This is a genomic window from Acetobacterium carbinolicum (genome assembly GCF_047456275.1).
GTDB lineage: Bacteria > Bacillota > Clostridia > Eubacteriales > Eubacteriaceae > Acetobacterium > Acetobacterium carbinolicum.
The window spans coordinates 3008652-3026567 of the sequence record NZ_CP173357.1 but is presented as its reverse complement, the minus strand read 5'-3'; the positions used below and the strand labels follow the sequence as shown (position 1 = coordinate 3026567).

Here is a 17916-nt window from a genome sequence, read left to right as displayed (position 1 = left end):
CCCCCTCCGAACTTAGAATTCTACGTGTATTTTAACACTATAAATATGTAAATTGCCAAACATTGCCTAATTGGAAAATATATCATAATATCTATTGACAATTTCCTGGTGAGACAATATAATACAAGTGAATACTTTCCTAATAGGAAATGAGGTATGGAATGAATATCTATTTAAAAAAAATACGATCCGAAAACAATCTGACACATAAGGAAATGGCTAATCTAATTGGGCTTAAGACAGCTTCGGCCTACTATAAGAAAGAAATGGGATCGACCCCGTTTTCGTTAAATGAAGCAAAAATAATCTCCGAATTTTTTGATAAAACTATTGAAGATATTTTTTTTGACAACGAACTTTCCTAACAGGAATATTAAGGAGGGAACTCATGAACCTTGATAACGCCCCAGAATCAGTAAAAAAACAATATGAAGAATTGGTTTGGTTGATGGATAAAAATCCTAAAAGTTATAGTGTTCCTGCAACTGATGCTGCGAAGGTTTTAGGAATGGATGTTGAGTGTCTTAAAGCGGCAGCATACCAAGGTAGGTGTCCGTTTGCTATTGGTGGAGATAAAGGTGAATTAACAAATCGCTTCACAAAAATACCTAAGCTGGCACTGTGGAATTTTTTTAATCAGTCTTATACATTCAGATAAGAAAGGGCGAAGTGAAAATGAGTAGTACTTACGCTGATTTTATGCAGGACCAAAGTGATGATGTAAAAACTGATCGTATTCGTGATGACATAGCAATCGCGCTTACAGATGAGCAATATTCCAATCTTAAACTGAAAGCTTATAAAGCTGGCTTTAAAAACCCAGGAGATTTTATTCAATCGTTTGTTGCGGATCTAACAGGATGGTGTTCCAATGGCAGTGATGAATGTGATCTGGCGGGTCAATGGTATGAACGGGCATATGGAATGAGTGAATTTTATTATTTCTTCCACTATTTTCTTTACAATTACGACTATGATTTAGAGTCGATGTCTGAAATGCTGGAGAATGATGAGTATTTTAATGAAGTTTATGATGAGTACTTAGAGGAAGCCTATGGCAAGGATGTTCAAAGCAAAGAGGAATGTGTTCAGTTATTAAAAGAAATTGTTGAATGTGGCATCGAATTATAAGTGAAGTGAGAATTTAAATGAAGATAAACTATTTTGAATTATCGGAAGGGATTCATCAGATGAAATGTACCAAAATTGAGTTTCTTCATTGGCCGGAATCACAAGATCGGGAGAAGTACATGTATTGAAGCGAATTCGCTTATTTCCAATATTTCAAGCAAAGAAGTGAAACTGTTATTAAAAGAAATTGGTGGTGCTACTGGGATCAATTGTAGTTGTCGATCAGGAATCATTTTTATAACTTCATCAATCGTTTGAAAAGGCAATAACAGTAGTCAGCGATAATAACAGACATCTATAAAAAAAGACCTTTTAAAAAGAATGATCTCATTTTGAAATTAATACATAAACCGACTCCATGCTGCGCATTCTTTTTATGGAAAAGAATATCGGTATTCATCTGGGTTCGAGTCCCAGCTTTTCCACCAGTACGATAGTTAAAAACTATCAGGTGATCATTGACAAAGATATAGAATGAATTGCGACTTCATTCTATATTATATCACGTATCATGGAGATCCAAAGATCCCTTCGGTCGATGAGGCTAAGCGCCGAAACGGAATAGATTCATCTGTTTTGCTAAAATATTCTCGTGGTAGAGAATAAGCGCAATGACACGGGGAGATTTGGCTATGCAGCGCTTAATGGTGCCGGCTTATGTAGCGGGATTTAGTTCTGTCCATCCCTAACCAGGAGAATTTCATGGTATGCCCTCGATTGGGGAAGCGATGTCAAATGCAATCAAATAAAAAAATCCCGGACAGGATTTAATAATCCTGTCCGGTCATTATACCCGATTTCAACTGAAATAAACAACGAATTTATTCATTGTCAGCAATTTTTCATCAGATCTTTAGCATATGCTAAAGATTTCCGTCATACCCAAAGAAAATGAATAATCAATTTGCCTTTTTCCAAGGGTGCATTGATTTTTTATTTTTATTAAACAGAAAGGGGAAAATGATGGAATATTTGACTGAGTATGATTTAAATGCTATTGATAATAATACGTTTAGAGTGCCACGTTTTCTATTCAGTGGTTCTTATCAGAAGATCAGTGCTGATAGTAAACTACTGTTTGCACTGATGATGGAACGCCAGTCAACGGCCTTAGACGAGTTGGGTAAAGAATCTGGATATTCGCTGACGCTTATGAAAAAATGCGTAAAAGAATTAACAAAAGCTGGGTTAATCCAGGTTCAGGATCCTTTGATACTGATAACGCAAATGCGGAGGATTCTATGAATTATTTTACGATGTATGATGCAGACCAGTTTGCATTCATTAGAGTACCTAAAGAATTAATGACTAATCCGGAGTATAAAACTCTGTCTGCAGAAAGCAAGCTGCTTTATGGGGTACTGTTAGACCGGGTAAGTTTATCCAGAAAGAATAACTGGGTTGATGAATTGGGGCGGGTATTCATTATCTACACCCGTAAAGAAATAATGGAAATTATGGGTGCTGCGGATAAGAAAATCACCCGACTCTTCAATGAATTGAAAGAAAAAAGTCTCGTTGAGGAAAAACGACAGGGATTACAAAAACCAAATTTGATTTATGTTGGTAAGTTTCTTGAGAATATGATGGTAAATAATAGAGCTCCCACAGAGTTGGATGTGATGCATTATAAGTGCGATTTGTTACAGAACCGTCAAAACAACGATTCTGGACACGTCAAAATAACGATTCCGGAACCGTCAAAACAACGACTAAATAATACTAATATAAATAATACTGATATAAGTAAGACTGAGATTCTATTCAGTCAGTCAAACTATGTCTCGGTTAAAAATGAGTTAAACATGAAAGATGGATTGACGGAATTTGAAAAGATTGATTTCTATTTTGAAACGAAAGTGTTTTCGGAGAATAGAGAATCACAAGTCAATGATCAAATTATCGATGATATTAAAATGAACTTATTGGACATGTATTTTGCGCCTGCAACTGTGGTCAATGGCGACAGTAAATGCCAGGAGTTAGTGAGAGCAGCACTAATGCGTCTGGAGCCAACTCATATTGACAATATTATTCATAAATTTAAAAATATCACGGATCGAATTGTAAATTCAAAAGCATACATTCAAACCATGCTTTACAATGAATCACTGGAAACGAACCTGTTTATGGTTAACCAAGTGGCCATTGATATTGCTGACTGGAAGGATTAGTAGAACCTATGAAGATGACGCATATAGAGGAGTTGATCAAGATGGGAGGAGCAGATTTTGACTAGTGGTAATGAAAACTTAAAGCGGTCAACGCGAAAGAATGTTATAATATAGTTTCTATCGTTGAGGTTTAGTATTAATATCAAAATGAGGTGGAGAATGAAGCCAATAAACGGTTATTTAATGAGTCGAGATAAAAAAATTGCCCAAATCGTCAATGACGACCTTGTTCCCATTGAATCAGGTCTTCTGCCTTTATATTTACAGCGAAATGGTAGCTTAGTTGAGTGGCTGGAAAGCCGGGCCATCGATCGGCACCGGACTAATTCACGATTGTTAAAACGGGTTTTGAGATTGACCAGTGCTGATGATGCGGAAGTTACCATGCGAGTCAATGGATCAACGATCACCGATACTTACTGGATCAAAATGGATGAAGAAACAGGCTTAGATTATAATCAGGTTCGCTTTAGTCAGAATTACTTTGATAATTTAGCATTGTTGGGAGATCCGGACAGCTTTAATCAGGTGAACCGGCCTGAAATCATAAATAGTCGTACACCGGAACTGACAAATATTGGTTCGTTTGAAAAGTGCTGGCGTCTGGAAAATGGTCAATGGTGGTTATATAAGCTGGGTAATCAACTTGAAGTATTTTCTGAATTGTTTATTCATGAATTAGGAAACTTAATGGGATTTAGTATGGCATACTGTGAAGCCTGGGACAAAGGAATTAAGAGCCGGGATTTCACAAATGGGGCAAAGTTGAACTATGAACCGGCAAGAAGTCTTGTTGGCGACGAGGTCGACTATGGATTTAACTACAATCGAATTAAGGAACTGAATGCGGCCATGGCCAGAGAATACCTGGATATTCTGTTTATAGATACAATTTGTTTTAATATGGATCGTCATACTGAAAATTATGGATTTCTAAGAGATCCTGAAACTGGAGTATTCTTAAGTATGGCGCCAAATTTTGATAATAATATTGCACTAATCAGTAAAGGTTATCCATCAGATATTGAAAGAAAGAATGATCTGTTTATTCACGATTTTCTTGAATTGTTTGATGAAATAACAGAGAGCTATCATATCCCGGTTCTCAATGAAGATCTGATTCGCCTGGCAATACTTAATACAAATATAGAGGTGAATGCAGACTATATCGTGAAATTTATACTAAACGGCTATAACCAGTTGACCGATCGTTTTCGTCAGAGAGCAAAATAGCAATTGGCTAGAATAAGAAACTGAGACTTTTACTCAAAGTGTTTTACATAAAATTAATAACGAACTTTTTCCACCCGGTGGACGAAGTAAATAGAGATTCGAAAGGGTCTCTTTTTTTTATAAAATTTTGGAGGATATTAATGGAAAAGAAATGTACGACAATTGCAATTGTTAATCAAAAAGGCGGTGTCGGAAAAACTACTTCGACCTATAACCTGGGATGGGAATTAGGTAAATTAGGGAAAAAGGTGTTGCTTGTCGATCTGGACTCCCAGGGTAACTTGACTATGCAATCGGGGGTGCAAAGACCGGATGAACTGAGAATGACCATATCGACATTGATGACAAAATCAATTTATGATGAAGAACTTCCTGCTAAAGAAGAAGTCATCTTGCATAAAGAATTGGTTGATCTTCTCCCTTCGAATATTGAGTTATCGAATGTGGAAATTCAGCTGGTGAACGCAACCATGAGAGAGTTTGTGCTCAAAGGAATTCTTGATGAGTATAAAACCGACTATGATTATGTGCTTATTGACTGTATGCCATCACTGCTTATGCTTCCGATCAATGCCTTGGCAGCAGCAGATCTGGTTGTGATACCCGTTGCTCCAGAGTTTTGGGCAGTTAAAGGGATCGAAGCATTATTTAATACGATTAAAACAGTTAAGAAAAAACACATCAATCGGAAATTGGTGATTGGCGGAATTTTGATTACAAAGTATACGCCAAAACTAAAATCAACCAAAGAGATGGAAAATATTATTATGGATGTGTTTGGTGAACGGATCCACGTATATGATTCTAAAATACCATCATTATCCAAAGTAGCTGATGCTGGGAAGTTATCTCTTAGTGTCAGAGAATTGCACGATAAATTTACAATCAAAAGAGAAAAGGAAAGCATTATCAAAGCGGTTGAAGCTTATGAGAGTTTAGCAAAAGAATTAGTTGAAAATTAACAAAGCAGGTGAAAGTAGTGGAGAATCAAAAAAATTACGATAGTATGTTTAATCTTGATGACGACGAGGATAGCTGTCTGGTCATGATTGAAACAGATCGTTTGATTGGATTTGGTGATCATATTTTTGCACCTTATTCGGAAGTGGATATGTTAGAACTGACGAAAAGTATAGAGTTAAGAGGGCTTCTGACACCTATTATTATTAGAGATCACCCCACTGAAACTGGGATGTTTGAAATATTGGCTGGACACAACCGGGTCAATGCTTGTAAGCGCCTGGGAATCGGAAAGATCCATGCCAGGATTATGGAGAACATCTCGGAAGATGAATCTAAACTAATTGTAATAGAAACGAATCTGATGCAGCGTAATATTGAAGACTTCAAATTATCTGATCGGGCCAGAATTATCACGGAGTGGCATAAACTAATGAAAAAACAGGGACTAAGAACGGATCTATTAAAAGAAAATACCGAAGACCATCACAGTGAGAAGGATGAGGAAAAACCATTTCACTTGGGAAAATCTCAAATATGTAATTATGTCAGAATAAATGATTTTCTATTTAGTGATTTAAGGGACTTAATGGATTTAGGTAAACTATCGATCAAGTCCTCAGTCGAATTAAGTTATCTTGAGGAAGCTGATCAGGAACTGATTTGGGATTTGATTAATGATGGCATTAGAATCACAGATTCAAAAGCTAAGGCAATAAAAAAACTTTCCCTGGATGAAGGATTAACGAAAGAATCGCTGGAACGGTTATTGCGCCAGAAAGATAATGAAAAAAAGAAACTACTCAAAATTCCAACGATTCTTTTAAAAAAGTATTTTGGGAACAAAGGAGAAGCTGAGATTATTGATATTCTGGAATTAGCCTTATCAAAATATTTTGAAAATAGTGAAAAGTAAGTCACTATCACGACGCACATACCTTAAATTACTTCTTCCGCTTGGTGGAAGAAGTAATTTCGGAGGAATTTTACAAGGAGGATTATGGTATTTATATCATATACAAAATGATGGCGAATTTAATTTGGGAAAAAGAATCAGGTGAAAAGCACTATGAAGACGATTTGGTGAAATATGTCTGTTATGGTTGTGATAAAGAATTTATCGTTGGCAAGCACTTCGCTGAAACGTCCGATCAGTTACGTTGTCCGTACTGTGGACAGATAAGAGACCTAGATGTAAAAGCTGAAGTTACAGGAGAATGGCTGGAAGAGCTGGAGCTGGGATGCTTTGGAATCAGTTATACAATTGATAATAATGGAAATCATGTCACTCATCCACTCGAACTTTTTGAGAAAGAAGTCTTTTATAATCGGCAGAATATGACGGATGATGAAATCAATAAGCGCTATATTCAATTAGTGCAACAAATTAATTGAAATGAACTGGGATAAGCAGATACTTCGGGTTTTCCCAAAGAAAACCAGTTACACGCCTGAAGATCCCCTGACCTATTATCCGGATGGAATCATCCAGGCACCCATGTTTTCACTTTTTCCAACGTTTGATGAGATTCATATTTCCTGTTCCTTTACCTGGGACAAGGACTATTGCATCAAGCTTCAGGAACAATACCAGGCATTTACAGACCGGCCAGTGAAAGTTGGTGGCCCCGGATTTGTAAGTGCAGCGGAAGATTTCGTGCCGGGACTATATCTCAAACCAAACATTATTTTTACCAGCAGGGGATGTAATAATCAATGTCCCTGGTGCATCGTACCAAAGATTGAGGGGCGCTTAAAAGAATTACCTATTTGTCCTGGAAATATTATCCAGGACAATAATTTTCTTCAGACCAGTAAAAAGCATAAAGAAAAAGTGTTTGAAATGTTACGGTCGCAGCGACGGATCCAGTTTAAAGGGGGATTGCAATCAAATTTGATCGATGATCATTTCGTTGAGAATGTCAGAAGTCTAAAAATTGATGAATTATGGTTGGCCTGTGATACCGATCAGTCGCTGCCGGCTTTCAGAACGGCCTGTGATAAGCTAATTAAAGGGGGATTTAATCGGGAAAAGATTAAATGCTATGTCTTGATTGGTGATGATATGGAAGCGAATGAAAATCGGCTCCAGGAAGTATACCGGATGGGAGCCATGCCCTTTGCCCAACTAAGGCGGGATTTCAAACCGTTTAAAACCGAGTATTCGATGGAATGGAAAGCGTTCACCAGACAATGGCAGCGACCGGCGTCAATCAAAGCGCATATGGAACGAGGAACACAATTTAGAGACTATTCAACATAGAATTTTGTTTCCTCGGGAAACAAAATCAATTGGACCCAAACAGGGACTTTTATTTTTTATTGAAAGGATGTTAAGTAAATATGGCTGATTATTCTGAATCTTCAATTTATGCTAGAATTGAAGTTAATCGTCTCATTGATTTCAAGAATCACATTTTTACCAAGTACAATGAAAGTGAAATGAAATCGATGATGGAAAGTATTGAAGATATGGGAGTGACAGATCCGATCCTGGTTCGACCACATAATGAGTATGAGGGGATGTTTGAGATTATTTCCGGACATAATCGTGTGGAAGCTTGTAAAAGACTTGGAAAAAGAGATATTCATGCGGTTATTTATGAGGGTTTAAAAGATGATAGCGCTGCTGAACTGATGCTGATTGAAACAAATATCAAAAAGCGAAATCTCAATGATTTCAAAATATCTGAGAAAGCAAAAATTGTAGCCCGTCGATATAAACTGATGAAGGACTTAAATAAAAGAAAAGATCAATTATCAGACATTGAACGATCTAAATTCAATGAATTGGAAAAAGATAATCCTTTCAATATTGGTACACGACAGATTTTTTATTACGTGCAGATTGATGATAATCTGACCACAGGGTTAAAAGATCTCTGTGATTCAGGGAAACTGAGCGTCAAGTCGGCGGTGGAGCTGTCTTATCTCTCTGATACCGAACAGGACGTGGTGAGATCCTTTATGCTGGACGGAAATAAGCTTTCCTACCATAAAGCAAATATCATCCGGAAAAAAGCGGAAAGTGTCGAAATTTCAATGGAAGTGCTCAATGATATCTTCAATGATAAGGCTTTAAAAAAGAAGACGGAAAAAACCTTTAAAATCTCACCGGAGATTATCGAAAAATACTTTCCAGATCTGGAGGATGAAGGTGACATCCAGATGACTGTTGAGTTGGCATTGGATCAGTATTTTTCCCGGAGCAGTTAAATGGCAGTTTTTAAAATCATCAAGTTCATGCATGGCCAAACAAAAACCGGAATGCGGAACTGTATTGACTACACCAAGAAAATGGAAGAAGAAAATCACCTGGTGTCAACCATAAACTGTTCGTCTGAGAGTGCTTATGAAGAATTCATACTGATCAAAAATATTTATAACAAGGAAAGTGGACGACTTTATATTCATGCCGAACAGAGTTTTCCACCAGAAATACAGGACATGCAGCTTATCCATGACATTGGGCGCCGACTGATTGAAGAAACCGATATTTTTAACGGCTTCCAGGTCGTTATTGGAACTCATACGGATCGGGATCATATCCATAACCATTTTTGTATCAATTCAGTGAATGCTGAAACTGGTGCAAAATGGCATATTAGCAAAGCCGATCTGGAGGACATCAAGGATAAATCCCTGGAGCTGTGTCGGGAGGAAAATATCCGGATCTGGTGGGATAAGCAAAATGACCAGGACCAGGTGGTTCAGCCTGAAGACAATAATGAGAAGCTGCATACCGTTAAACAGGGAGAGTATGAAAAGCAGAAGCAGGGACAGAGCTGGAAATATGAATTATTTCTGTCCGTTAAAGAGTGCGTAAAGCATTCCTTTAGCCAGGATGAATTTATATCGAACATGGAAAAGCTTGGTTATGAAGTCCAATGGGATCATCATAAGCACATCACGTTTACAACGCCAGAAGGTAAGAAGTGCAGAAATAATAAACTCTATCCGCCGGAGCGGTTCACTAAAGAAAAATTACTGGAGCAGTTTGAGAGAAATTGCCAAAGAAGAAGTGAGCGGACGAAAAAAATGCACCAGAAAGAAATGGACGATTTCGCCAGAAATGCTAGGAATATTCTTACGGCTTTACGATCCGGTAAGAGTAAGGAGTCTAATTATTATCCATTAACTCACATGAAAAAGAAGCTGGAAGGAGAAGCGCTAAAAGAAAAGATCAAGCAAAAAGAAAACAGCAGCTATGATTGGGAGCAGGAATTATAAATTTGTTTCCTCGGGAAATAAAATGATTAAAAAGAAACTTATTTCTTTAAAATAAACATATACAATACGCACACGGTGCAGTAGCCGATCAAGCCGGAGGACGGATCAAAAAGTGCACCCGGTGCAGTAGCCGATCAAGCCGGAGGACGGATCAAAAAGTGCACCCGGTGCAGTAGCCGATCAAGCCGGAGGACGGATCAAAAAGTGCACCCAGTGCAGTAGCAGACCAGACTGGATGATCGGAGCAAAAAACGCACCCGGTGCGTAACGATGGACTGACATGAAAATATAAAAATTTAAAGGAGTGTAAGATTAATGAAAAATAAAGGCAGATCATTCGATCAAATGGTATTTAATAAAAAGCCTAAGAAACCATGGGGACTAAAGGAAGATGAAACAGTGGTGGAATCACCCAGAGATGATTATGAGGATGCAATAATCAGTGAGGTTGAACCGGATATTCCTCAGTCGGATGTTGATCAATTAAAACATAAAGTGGATCATCCACTTGAAAAAAATGATCATGACCGATTACCGATTGAAAAGCAACGAGCAGAATTAGCCAACCAGAATGACGATAAAAATTCAAATGATGAGATTGTGATCAAAGCTGATCATAAAGATATTACGACATTGGAAAAAATTATCGCCAAGCTTCAGGCCGAAAAAGAAGAATTTGCATTAGAAAATGACCGGTTAAAATATCATAACAGCGAAATGAAAGAAATTATCGTGGATATGGGCTTAACCGGAAAAATGGATTTGCTGGAAAATTACAAGAATGAAAATGAAAAGAAGGATTTCATCATTAAAAAACTGGAAAATAAATTAAATGATAATCAAGCCTACATTGAAAACCTCAAAACCAATTTATTTTCAGGAATAAATCAGTTGTTTGAACAAAAACCCATGCAGACCCTTCAAATTGAAGAAATTAAAAACGAAAATATTTCGAAAATCCCAGGTGAGAGCGAAGAATCCATCGAAAATAAGGTTTTAAATTTAAAAAGTGAAGGGAAAACCCCTCGACAGATAGCAAGTATCACTAATTTAACCACAATAAAAATCGATGAAATTTTAAAAAAGCATGAAAGGATCGAAAAACATGCCTAGATTATGGCCGATCAGCCCCCTATTTTCTTTTTCAATCACTCGGGCGTTACAAATGCCCATTTGTAACGCCCAAAAGACCGGAGTTGGGACGAAGGGCAAGATTCCCGAATGTTTACAGAAGGGCGAACGGCCCATCTGAAACATTCAGATCTTGTTTTCTCCTGCTGAGAAAATGAAGTATGGGGGACACCCCCAAACCCCCGGAAAAGAAAATACCTGTTTCCACGGGAAACAGGATAGAAAATTATGATGGAGGACAAACAAATGAATGAACTGGATTTTAAAAATATAATTGAATTTGCAAATTGGGCAAATGAAAAAGAGATTTTCAATCTGGAATATCTTGGCACCCTGGGTGGCAGAAAAAACCAAAACTGTTTCGAAGCAGATATTGAAAAGAAAGGGGTCTATCTTATCTGTATTGAAAAAAGCGAAACAGAAATATTTCTAAATAGCCTTGAGGAATTGTCGGATTGGCAAGGAAAAAACGAAGTCACTGATCTGATCAACAATGGATTAAGTGATATCTTTGTCGGTTTTAATCAATTTACTGCTCAAAGCAATGAGCATGAAATTCAGATTTATATCGAAGCCGTTTCCTGTGCATTATAAATTCTTGTTTCCTCGGGAAACAAGATGAAGGTAAGTGTGAACAAATAAAACGCATTACAGGTTGCGTTTTGTATAAGGATATTAATTATGTCAAAATTTATATAAGGAGTTGACAATGAGATATTTTAAATCTTTTGGATCAGTTTTTTTGTTTGCTTTGGCATTTGTGTTTGCAGGGTATTGGGCGTTTGTTTTTCCGCATCAACTCATTAATAGTATTAACGAGTTGTTTGCAGAGCCATATTATCAAATGGATTCAAATACTTTCGAAATGATACCCCCTCAAAATGTTGAGGAAGAAAGTAAAATTCAATTTTCGGAAATTCAGTTCAATGCAAATTTAATTACGATGGTTCTCTATCCGACATATCATGTTTTTATGGTTGATTATTTGGTAAACGAAACAACCGTTTCTGATAAATATTTAGCAGAAGGTACTTTTATTAATCCAGAGAATCAAACGCAATACACAATTCGTCCGGTTAAAGTTAACGGATCAAAACAAGTTATTCAAATTGAGATACTGGTTGGTGATAAAGTAATTCAAACATTAAATAAACAGTAATGGTTCTATTTGTTTCCTCAGGAAACAGGATGGAGGTGATTGAGATAAAAAAGAAAACACTATGCAGTTTACGTCTGGAAAAAGAATTGTCCCAGGATGCCCTGGCAACGATGCTGGGAGTCTCACGAAAAAAAATCTATCGGTATGAAAATGGGTTAACCATTCCCAGTGATGAAATTAAGCAGCAACTGGGCCTGATCTTCTACCTGAGCCAGGATGACCTGGATGAAGTCATTAAAAATACCGTGAACGCTGCCAAAGAAAAAAGCCAAACCTATCCCTGCACCATCTCGTTTCGGTGTACAGCGGATATGTATTCTAAAATAGAAACCAATGCAAAAATGGCCAACATGACGGTGGGACAATATGTCAGAGAAACCTATGCCGGCGGGCAGTTAGTCGTTTTAGACGGACTCAAAGATTTTTCAAAGGATCTGACCAGGATCGGCACGAATCTTAATCAGTTAACCAAGCTTTGCCATATGGGAAAGATCAATGCCCCTGAATTAAAATCAGTGCAGAAAACACTAACGGAGATTTATATCAAGCTGAATCGTATTATCAGCAAATGAGATAGATCTTTTTTTATTGGCTCATTTCTGTTTCCTCGAGAAACAGGGAAATATAAATTAAAGGAGAAGTTGATGAACAAAGTAAATTTAGTTGGCAGGCTGACCAGAGATCCGGAGGTGAAAAATACCACTACCGGTAAAGCCGTAGCGACATTCACTCTGGCGGTGGATCGGCGCTTTAAAAACAAAGATGGACAAAAGGAAGCGGATTTTATACCCCTAGTGGTATGGGGCAAGCAGGCTGAGTTTGTCGGACAGTATTTATCCAAGGGAAGTCAAATTGGGGTGTCGGGGCGATTACAGGTGCGGAGCTATGATGGCCAGGATGGTCAGCGCCGGTACGTGACCGAAGTGGTGGCCGATGAGGTCTATTTCATTTCCACCAAGCGAAAGGAGAATAACGGCAGTAATCAAAATGGCTTGTCAACCGGAATGGGAAATGGGGTGATGGGACTGGATGAGGATTTTCATCTAATGGCTGATGAAGACGATATCCCTTTCTGAAGGGTATCGTAGTAGTTACGGAACTTGGATGGGAAAACCATTTTATTACCAATCATATTTAGCAATTTGACAGAGAATTATATTAGGAGTAAAATGAACTTAGCAGAAATCTAAGCGAAATGAATTCAATTTGATAGTCTGGAGGTGATAATATGAAAACTGGGACAATTGTTGAACAATCGGGCATTTACAAGTGTACAAAGTGTGGTAATGAAATTACGGCAGTTAAAGGAAAAAAGGTTTCTCCATGTAGCAAATGTAATAACACTGAGTTCAAACTTGTAAGAGCGACACGATAACTTTTCAAATAAGCAAAAAGGCACGATTAAACCTAAGAAGTTTAGTCGTGTTTTTTAATGTAAACTTTAATATTGTTTCCTCGGGAAACAAAAATAAGGGGGATAACTAACATGAAAATGGTATATGTGTGTTCGCCACTGAAGGCGAACGAAGAAAGAAGCATGGATGACAATATGAATCGGGCCAAAGAATGGTGCCGGCAGGCCAGCGAATTTAATGTGCTGCCACTTGCTCCCCATACCATCTTTACCCAATACCTGGACGACACCATCCCAAGCCAGCGGGATAAGGGACTTGAAATGGGGATCGAACTGCTTAAGCAGTGCAAAGAGATCTGGGTGCATGGTAATACATTATCCGAAGGCATGATCAGTGAGATTATTTTGGCCAAAGAAATGAATAAACCGATTATCGCGAAGGATATGGATCGGGAAACCTATAAAGATTTTATGGCCTATCAGGGGGTATTTAAAGAAGCGTTTTCAAATGAACAGTGGGAACTGGTATGCGTTGGACTCGACGAGGGACTGGATGTATCAAGCTATGCCCGATCCAATGTGTCAGCCGATCAGATGATGGAACGGATTGATCAGTTAAAACAGGGAATTGAGAATGATCCAGAGATTATCGATATTTCCGAAAGAAACCGCTTTGAACCGGAACTGGATTATGAAGAAGACTGGGCGCAGGAAGCTTAAGCTTGTTTCCCGAGGAAACAGGAAAGGAGAGAAGGATGGGGCGTTTACCGGAGGAAGTGTTTGAAAAGATCAAAGCGATCAGCATCGTTGATTATGCTATGGCCAATGGTTATGAACTGGTTGAGATCGGAAATCAAGTTAAAGTCAGGAATCAGGGTGGATTATTTATTGATCCCGATTTAAATCGTTGGAATTGTCTTTCCGATGATTCAAAAGAAGCGGGTGGCGGGATTATTCAGTTTGTTATGTATACGGAGAAAAAAAGCATGGGTGAAACAATCCATGAGCTGGCAGCCTTTATCAATCATCATTCCGAACCCAGTGAGGTGGCAAAAACCTATATCAAAAAAGCCCGGGAGTATAAAAAAACCAATGATGGCATCTTTAAGTCACCAGAAAAATCCGCCAATTATCGGCGGATTTTTGCGTATCTGATAAAAACCCGCTGTATTGACCCGGAGGTGGTGAATTACTATGTCAAGCATCACAAAATCTATGAAGATAAAAATCATAATTGTGCTTTTTGTGGGTTTGATGAAAATGGAGTGGTTAAGAGCATTTCCCTTCGGGGTACCTACGATGTCCCTGGAAAGGAACCATTTAAAGGGATTGTAGAAAATTCAGACAAGCACTATCCTTTTATTCATGAAGGCAAAGGAAATCAGGTACTGGTATTTGAAGCACCAATTGATATGCTGTCCTTTCAAACCCTCAAACGTCAAATCGGAGATGTTACTCAGAATAAGGATGATCACTATATTGCGTTAAATGGAGTAGCGCATATTGGGCTGCTGCATTATCTGGAAACACACCCGGAGATTGAGAATGTGGTCATGTGCCTGGATAATGATGAACCCGGACATAAAAACACTCTGGAGCTGATTAATGCTGTTGAGGAAGAAAGCCCGGGGAAATATAACTTTGATTTAAAAATACCACCAGAACCCCATAAAGACTGGAATCAATTGTTGCAGCATATTTCTAAGGAGCGAGAAAAAGCAGCCCTTCAGGAGGTAGCAGAAGATGAGTGGGCGCAGGAAGCTTGAAGGAAATCTGTTTCCTCGGGAAACAAGAATCAGGAAATGGAGGAAGTCGATGTACTATTTGGATAGCAGTTAAAAGAGACCAAAAAAAATGAAAGGAGGATTGACAAATTAAAAGAATAATACTGCTGATATTGTTGGTTGGTACAGTGGCAGTCGTAACTTGTGGATGCGACATAGCCGATCTGGTCACTGATATTTTTAAAAAGCCGGTAGTAACCGGCGAATGGTACAACAAAGACAGCAATACCTATATTGCGCTAAATGACGATGGAAATTTTACCATGGGGTATGGCAAAGGGAATGCCAATACAGGCGGTACCTATGATTATGACAAGAAGGAAATTATCCTCCACTTGGATTATACAATCAAAGCTGACGGAACAAAGGAGGATTGGGATCAGAGCAGCTTAACAGGTGGAGCGGGTAAAATTATCATGCCCTATGAATTGCATGGCGATGGCACATTGAAAATAAAATCAGAAGGGGGCAATCTCACCTATGAAAAAATCGGCGGTGAAGCGGTGACGACAAACCAAAAAAGTTTAGTAGGTACCTGGAACTATGAAAAAGGTAGTTTACAGTTGATCCTGACAGAAGACGGTCACTATACGATGACCGATGGCCACGCTTTATCAGAAGATGAAGCAGGGCATGAGGGCCATGATCAGGGAGACTATACCTTTACCGATGGCAGCTTGAGCTTATCACTAAACGGGACAAACCGGGACTTTCAGGCCGAACTGGTAATGAAGGATCGGCTTAAGCTGGAGAATGAATCCGGAACCTTTTATTATGTCCGGGTATCGAAATAGGTGGTGAAAATGTGAAATTAAAAATTGCTCGTGGGCTGATGGCAGGATTCGTCTTTGTGTTGCTGGCCATCGGAAGTCTGTTTTTTATCCGGACCATTGATGGCTTTATGACAGGACAGGGGATTTTACCCTATAACGTCCCGTTAAAGGAAGTGTTTGATTATGTTGTTGCGAGAGAAAATACCTTTCACATGTATCTTCTGTGTCTGGCCTTTGCCCTGTTTATGGCAGTGGCTTTTTTTATTGGCCAAAGCAAAACTTATAAGAGTGAGCTGATCAGTATTACCCCGGATATTCAAACCCCCCGACCGGCCGGTCAGAATCAGCATGGTTCGGCCCGTTGGCTGGATCCCAACAAGAAGGATCGGGCCTTTGATTACGTGGTCATCCGCAAGAATAATCCCTTTATTCAATTTTTGTTACGCAGCGGAAAGGAGGAAAGAAGACAGATTAAAAAAGGTAACTACTGGGTTGAGAAAACCATCACGGAAAATAAAAAGCCCTTTAAAATGGGTGGCCTGATTATTGGGAAAGATCGACAGGGATTACGAAATGAAAAGGTCTATTTTATCGGGGAAGACGTTCACGGCCTAATCATCGGCGCAACCCGCTGTGGTAAAGGGCGAACCGTGATCCTGCAAACCATCGGCTTGTTGGCAATGGCCAGAGAATCGGTGATTGTTTCGGATCCCAAAGGCGAGAACTACGATTATACGGCCCCATTTCTAAAAAAATGCGGTATTGACCTGTTTGCTCTGGATTTTAAAGATCCCCTTAAAAGTAATCACTACAACTTTCTTCAGTCGATTATCGATGCGGTTGAAAGCGGAAATATGTCTCAGGCCATCGATTATGTTTGGGATATCACCGGAGCACTGGTCGGGGAAGCCAAGGGGGAAAAACTATGGAACAACGGTGAAGCCAGTATTATTGCCAGCTGCATTATGATCGTGGTTTTTGAAAACATGGACAATCCGGAGTATCAGAACCTGACCAACGTATTTTATTTCATAGCCGAGATGTGTAAGGCTCCCAAACAAGGGGACGAGATGATGTTGGCCAAATATATGAAGAAACTGAAAGTTGAGAATCCGACACATCCGGCCTTGGGGCTGGTAGCTATTTCCGATATTGCCCCATCAAAGACCCGGGGCAGCTTTTACACCAGCGCGCTGACGACCTTAAGACTCTTTACCAATCCGCTGATTTATGAAATGACCCGGAAAACGGATTTTCGCCCCAAAGACATTGGCAGTCGGCCCACGGCGGTATTTATGATTCTACCTGATGGTAAAACCACCTATTACTCTCTGGCTTCACTGTTCTGCACCCAAGTTTACAGTGCGCTGTCGGATTTTGCAGATAAGCTGGGCGGACGTTTACCGATCCGGGTCAATTATGTGCTGGATGAGTTTGGGAACTTTACCAAGATTCCAGAGTTTGCCACCCAGCTTTCTGTTGGTGGCGGTCGGGGGATCCGCTTTAACATTTTTGTTCAATCTCTGGCACAACTGGAAGAAAAATATGGTCGGGAGATTGCCCGGATTATCCGATCCAACTGTGAAACCTGGATTTATCTTCAGGCCGAGGATCTGGAAACGCAAAAGGAAGTTTCCGAACGACTGGGGAAATATACCACCACATCCTATTCCTTGTCATCGTCCCAGCAGCATTACACTTCCAATTCCAGTCAATCGGTGAATCTGGTGGGTCGGGAGCTGCTGACAGCCAATGAAGTCAGTCGGATCCGACGTCCCTATAACTTGGTAACCAGTCGGAATGATCCGGCGATTATGACATCCCCGGACATAAGCAAATGGTCATTTAATGACTTCTATGGATTAGGCAGCAAAGAGCATAATAACAAGCTCCGGATGATCCGCAGCGATGCTAGATCAACCCACCAGGAGAATGGAATCCAATTATGGGGAATCTGGAAGCGCTATCAGATTTAAGGAAGCGTTGA

General features: G+C 39.2%; 22 protein-coding genes. All 22 read left to right on the top strand.

The annotated features are described in order from the left end of the window. Positions 1 to 161: 161 nt before the first annotated feature. The 22 genes from ACIZ62_RS14100 (at position 162) to ACIZ62_RS13995 (ending at position 17905) form a co-directional block, all read left to right on the top strand. On the top strand, positions 162 to 365 hold the full coding sequence (locus tag ACIZ62_RS14100) for a helix-turn-helix transcriptional regulator (protein WP_026394493.1): 204 nt from the start codon (positions 162 to 164) through the stop codon (positions 363 to 365). A gap of 23 nt (positions 366 to 388) precedes the next feature. Then, positions 389 to 658: a hypothetical protein gene (locus ACIZ62_RS14095; RefSeq protein WP_026394492.1), complete on the top strand. Its 270-nt coding sequence runs from the start codon at positions 389 to 391 to the stop codon at positions 656 to 658. Between the two features lie 17 nt (positions 659 to 675). Beyond that, on the top strand, positions 676 to 1131 hold the full coding sequence (locus ACIZ62_RS14090) for a hypothetical protein (RefSeq protein WP_026394491.1): 456 nt from the start codon (positions 676 to 678) through the stop codon (positions 1129 to 1131). Positions 1132 to 2094: 963 nt separating this feature from the next. After that, a complete protein-coding gene (locus ACIZ62_RS14085; protein ID WP_026394490.1) occupies positions 2095 to 2376 on the top strand; it encodes a hypothetical protein in 282 nt (93 codons plus the stop codon). After that, complete coding sequence (locus ACIZ62_RS14080; RefSeq protein ID WP_026394489.1) at positions 2373 to 3305, top strand: replication initiator protein A; 933 nt, start codon at positions 2373 to 2375, stop codon at positions 3303 to 3305. Before ACIZ62_RS14085 ends, ACIZ62_RS14080 begins: the two co-directional genes overlap by 4 nt. A gap of 159 nt (positions 3306 to 3464) precedes the next feature. Beyond that, the gene (locus ACIZ62_RS14075; protein WP_026394488.1) at positions 3465 to 4538 is read left to right on the top strand and encodes a hypothetical protein; all 1074 of its coding nucleotides are present in this window, start codon (positions 3465 to 3467) and stop codon (positions 4536 to 4538) included. Positions 4539 to 4678: 140 nt separating this feature from the next. Beyond that, the gene (locus ACIZ62_RS14070; RefSeq protein WP_304888822.1) at positions 4679 to 5500 is read left to right on the top strand and encodes a ParA family protein; all 822 of its coding nucleotides are present in this window, start codon (positions 4679 to 4681) and stop codon (positions 5498 to 5500) included. Between the two features lie 17 nt (positions 5501 to 5517). Continuing rightward, positions 5518 to 6414, top strand: a complete 897-nt coding sequence (locus tag ACIZ62_RS14065; RefSeq protein ID WP_414150443.1) for a ParB/RepB/Spo0J family partition protein — start codon at positions 5518 to 5520, stop codon at positions 6412 to 6414. Positions 6415 to 6521: 107 nt separating this feature from the next. Continuing rightward, entirely contained in the window at positions 6522 to 6893 is a 372-nt protein-coding gene (locus ACIZ62_RS14060) for a hypothetical protein (RefSeq protein ID WP_026394485.1), read from the top strand. A 1-nt stretch (position 6894) separates the two neighbouring features. After that, the gene (locus ACIZ62_RS14055) at positions 6895 to 7761 is read left to right on the top strand and encodes a hypothetical protein (protein WP_035355687.1); all 867 of its coding nucleotides are present in this window, start codon (positions 6895 to 6897) and stop codon (positions 7759 to 7761) included. 80 nt (positions 7762 to 7841) lie between these two features. Further along, positions 7842 to 8714, top strand: coding sequence for a ParB/RepB/Spo0J family partition protein (locus tag ACIZ62_RS14050; protein WP_414150442.1), 873 nt, complete (start codon positions 7842 to 7844; stop codon positions 8712 to 8714). Then, positions 8715 to 9728, top strand: a complete 1014-nt coding sequence (locus tag ACIZ62_RS14045) for a relaxase/mobilization nuclease domain-containing protein (RefSeq protein ID WP_414150441.1) — start codon at positions 8715 to 8717, stop codon at positions 9726 to 9728. Positions 9729 to 10043: 315 nt separating this feature from the next. Next, on the top strand, positions 10044 to 10841 hold the full coding sequence (locus ACIZ62_RS14040; protein WP_026394481.1) for a hypothetical protein: 798 nt from the start codon (positions 10044 to 10046) through the stop codon (positions 10839 to 10841). A 264-nt stretch (positions 10842 to 11105) separates the two neighbouring features. Next, entirely contained in the window at positions 11106 to 11453 is a 348-nt protein-coding gene (locus tag ACIZ62_RS14035; RefSeq protein ID WP_186894135.1) for a hypothetical protein, read from the top strand. 115 nt (positions 11454 to 11568) lie between these two features. Then, entirely contained in the window at positions 11569 to 12018 is a 450-nt protein-coding gene (locus ACIZ62_RS14030) for a hypothetical protein (protein ID WP_186894136.1), read from the top strand. A gap of 29 nt (positions 12019 to 12047) precedes the next feature. Then, positions 12048 to 12590, top strand: a complete 543-nt coding sequence (locus ACIZ62_RS14025) for a MobC family plasmid mobilization relaxosome protein (RefSeq protein WP_186894137.1) — start codon at positions 12048 to 12050, stop codon at positions 12588 to 12590. 72 nt (positions 12591 to 12662) lie between these two features. After that, positions 12663 to 13094, top strand: a complete 432-nt coding sequence (locus ACIZ62_RS14020; protein WP_186894138.1) for a single-stranded DNA-binding protein — start codon at positions 12663 to 12665, stop codon at positions 13092 to 13094. A gap of 152 nt (positions 13095 to 13246) precedes the next feature. Then, positions 13247 to 13393 (top strand): zinc ribbon-containing protein, encoded by a 147-nt coding sequence (locus tag ACIZ62_RS14015; protein WP_186894139.1) that lies wholly within the window; start codon positions 13247 to 13249, stop codon positions 13391 to 13393. Between the two features lie 111 nt (positions 13394 to 13504). Next, complete coding sequence (locus ACIZ62_RS14010; protein ID WP_186894140.1) at positions 13505 to 14092, top strand: DUF4406 domain-containing protein; 588 nt, start codon at positions 13505 to 13507, stop codon at positions 14090 to 14092. A gap of 35 nt (positions 14093 to 14127) precedes the next feature. Beyond that, positions 14128 to 15138, top strand: a complete 1011-nt coding sequence (locus ACIZ62_RS14005; RefSeq protein WP_414150440.1) for a DUF3991 domain-containing protein — start codon at positions 14128 to 14130, stop codon at positions 15136 to 15138. A 146-nt stretch (positions 15139 to 15284) separates the two neighbouring features. After that, entirely contained in the window at positions 15285 to 15950 is a 666-nt protein-coding gene (locus ACIZ62_RS14000) for a hypothetical protein (protein ID WP_186894142.1), read from the top strand. 11 nt (positions 15951 to 15961) lie between these two features. After that, complete coding sequence (locus ACIZ62_RS13995) at positions 15962 to 17905, top strand: VirD4-like conjugal transfer protein, CD1115 family (protein WP_311135949.1); 1944 nt, start codon at positions 15962 to 15964, stop codon at positions 17903 to 17905. Positions 17906 to 17916: the final 11 nt, after the last annotated feature.

Coding starts and splice junctions, on each gene's coding strand:
- ACIZ62_RS14100 (WP_026394493.1), top strand. CDS start 162: ATGAATATCTATTTAAAAAAAATACGATCCGAAAACAATCTGACACAT.
- ACIZ62_RS14095 (WP_026394492.1), top strand. CDS start 389: ATGAACCTTGATAACGCCCCAGAATCAGTAAAAAAACAATATGAAGAA.
- ACIZ62_RS14090 (WP_026394491.1), top strand. CDS start 676: ATGAGTAGTACTTACGCTGATTTTATGCAGGACCAAAGTGATGATGTA.
- ACIZ62_RS14085 (WP_026394490.1), top strand. CDS start 2,095: ATGGAATATTTGACTGAGTATGATTTAAATGCTATTGATAATAATACG.
- ACIZ62_RS14080 (WP_026394489.1), top strand. CDS start 2,373: ATGAATTATTTTACGATGTATGATGCAGACCAGTTTGCATTCATTAGA.
- ACIZ62_RS14075 (WP_026394488.1), top strand. CDS start 3,465: ATGAAGCCAATAAACGGTTATTTAATGAGTCGAGATAAAAAAATTGCC.
- ACIZ62_RS14070 (WP_304888822.1), top strand. CDS start 4,679: ATGGAAAAGAAATGTACGACAATTGCAATTGTTAATCAAAAAGGCGGT.
- ACIZ62_RS14060 (WP_026394485.1), top strand. CDS start 6,522: ATGATGGCGAATTTAATTTGGGAAAAAGAATCAGGTGAAAAGCACTAT.
- ACIZ62_RS14055 (WP_035355687.1), top strand. CDS start 6,895: ATGAACTGGGATAAGCAGATACTTCGGGTTTTCCCAAAGAAAACCAGT.
- ACIZ62_RS14050 (WP_414150442.1), top strand. CDS start 7,842: ATGGCTGATTATTCTGAATCTTCAATTTATGCTAGAATTGAAGTTAAT.
- ACIZ62_RS14045 (WP_414150441.1), top strand. CDS start 8,715: ATGGCAGTTTTTAAAATCATCAAGTTCATGCATGGCCAAACAAAAACC.
- ACIZ62_RS14040 (WP_026394481.1), top strand. CDS start 10,044: ATGAAAAATAAAGGCAGATCATTCGATCAAATGGTATTTAATAAAAAG.
- ACIZ62_RS14035 (WP_186894135.1), top strand. CDS start 11,106: ATGAATGAACTGGATTTTAAAAATATAATTGAATTTGCAAATTGGGCA.
- ACIZ62_RS14030 (WP_186894136.1), top strand. CDS start 11,569: ATGAGATATTTTAAATCTTTTGGATCAGTTTTTTTGTTTGCTTTGGCA.
- ACIZ62_RS14025 (WP_186894137.1), top strand. CDS start 12,048: ATGGAGGTGATTGAGATAAAAAAGAAAACACTATGCAGTTTACGTCTG.
- ACIZ62_RS14020 (WP_186894138.1), top strand. CDS start 12,663: ATGAACAAAGTAAATTTAGTTGGCAGGCTGACCAGAGATCCGGAGGTG.
- ACIZ62_RS14015 (WP_186894139.1), top strand. CDS start 13,247: ATGAAAACTGGGACAATTGTTGAACAATCGGGCATTTACAAGTGTACA.
- ACIZ62_RS14010 (WP_186894140.1), top strand. CDS start 13,505: ATGAAAATGGTATATGTGTGTTCGCCACTGAAGGCGAACGAAGAAAGA.
- ACIZ62_RS14005 (WP_414150440.1), top strand. CDS start 14,128: ATGGGGCGTTTACCGGAGGAAGTGTTTGAAAAGATCAAAGCGATCAGC.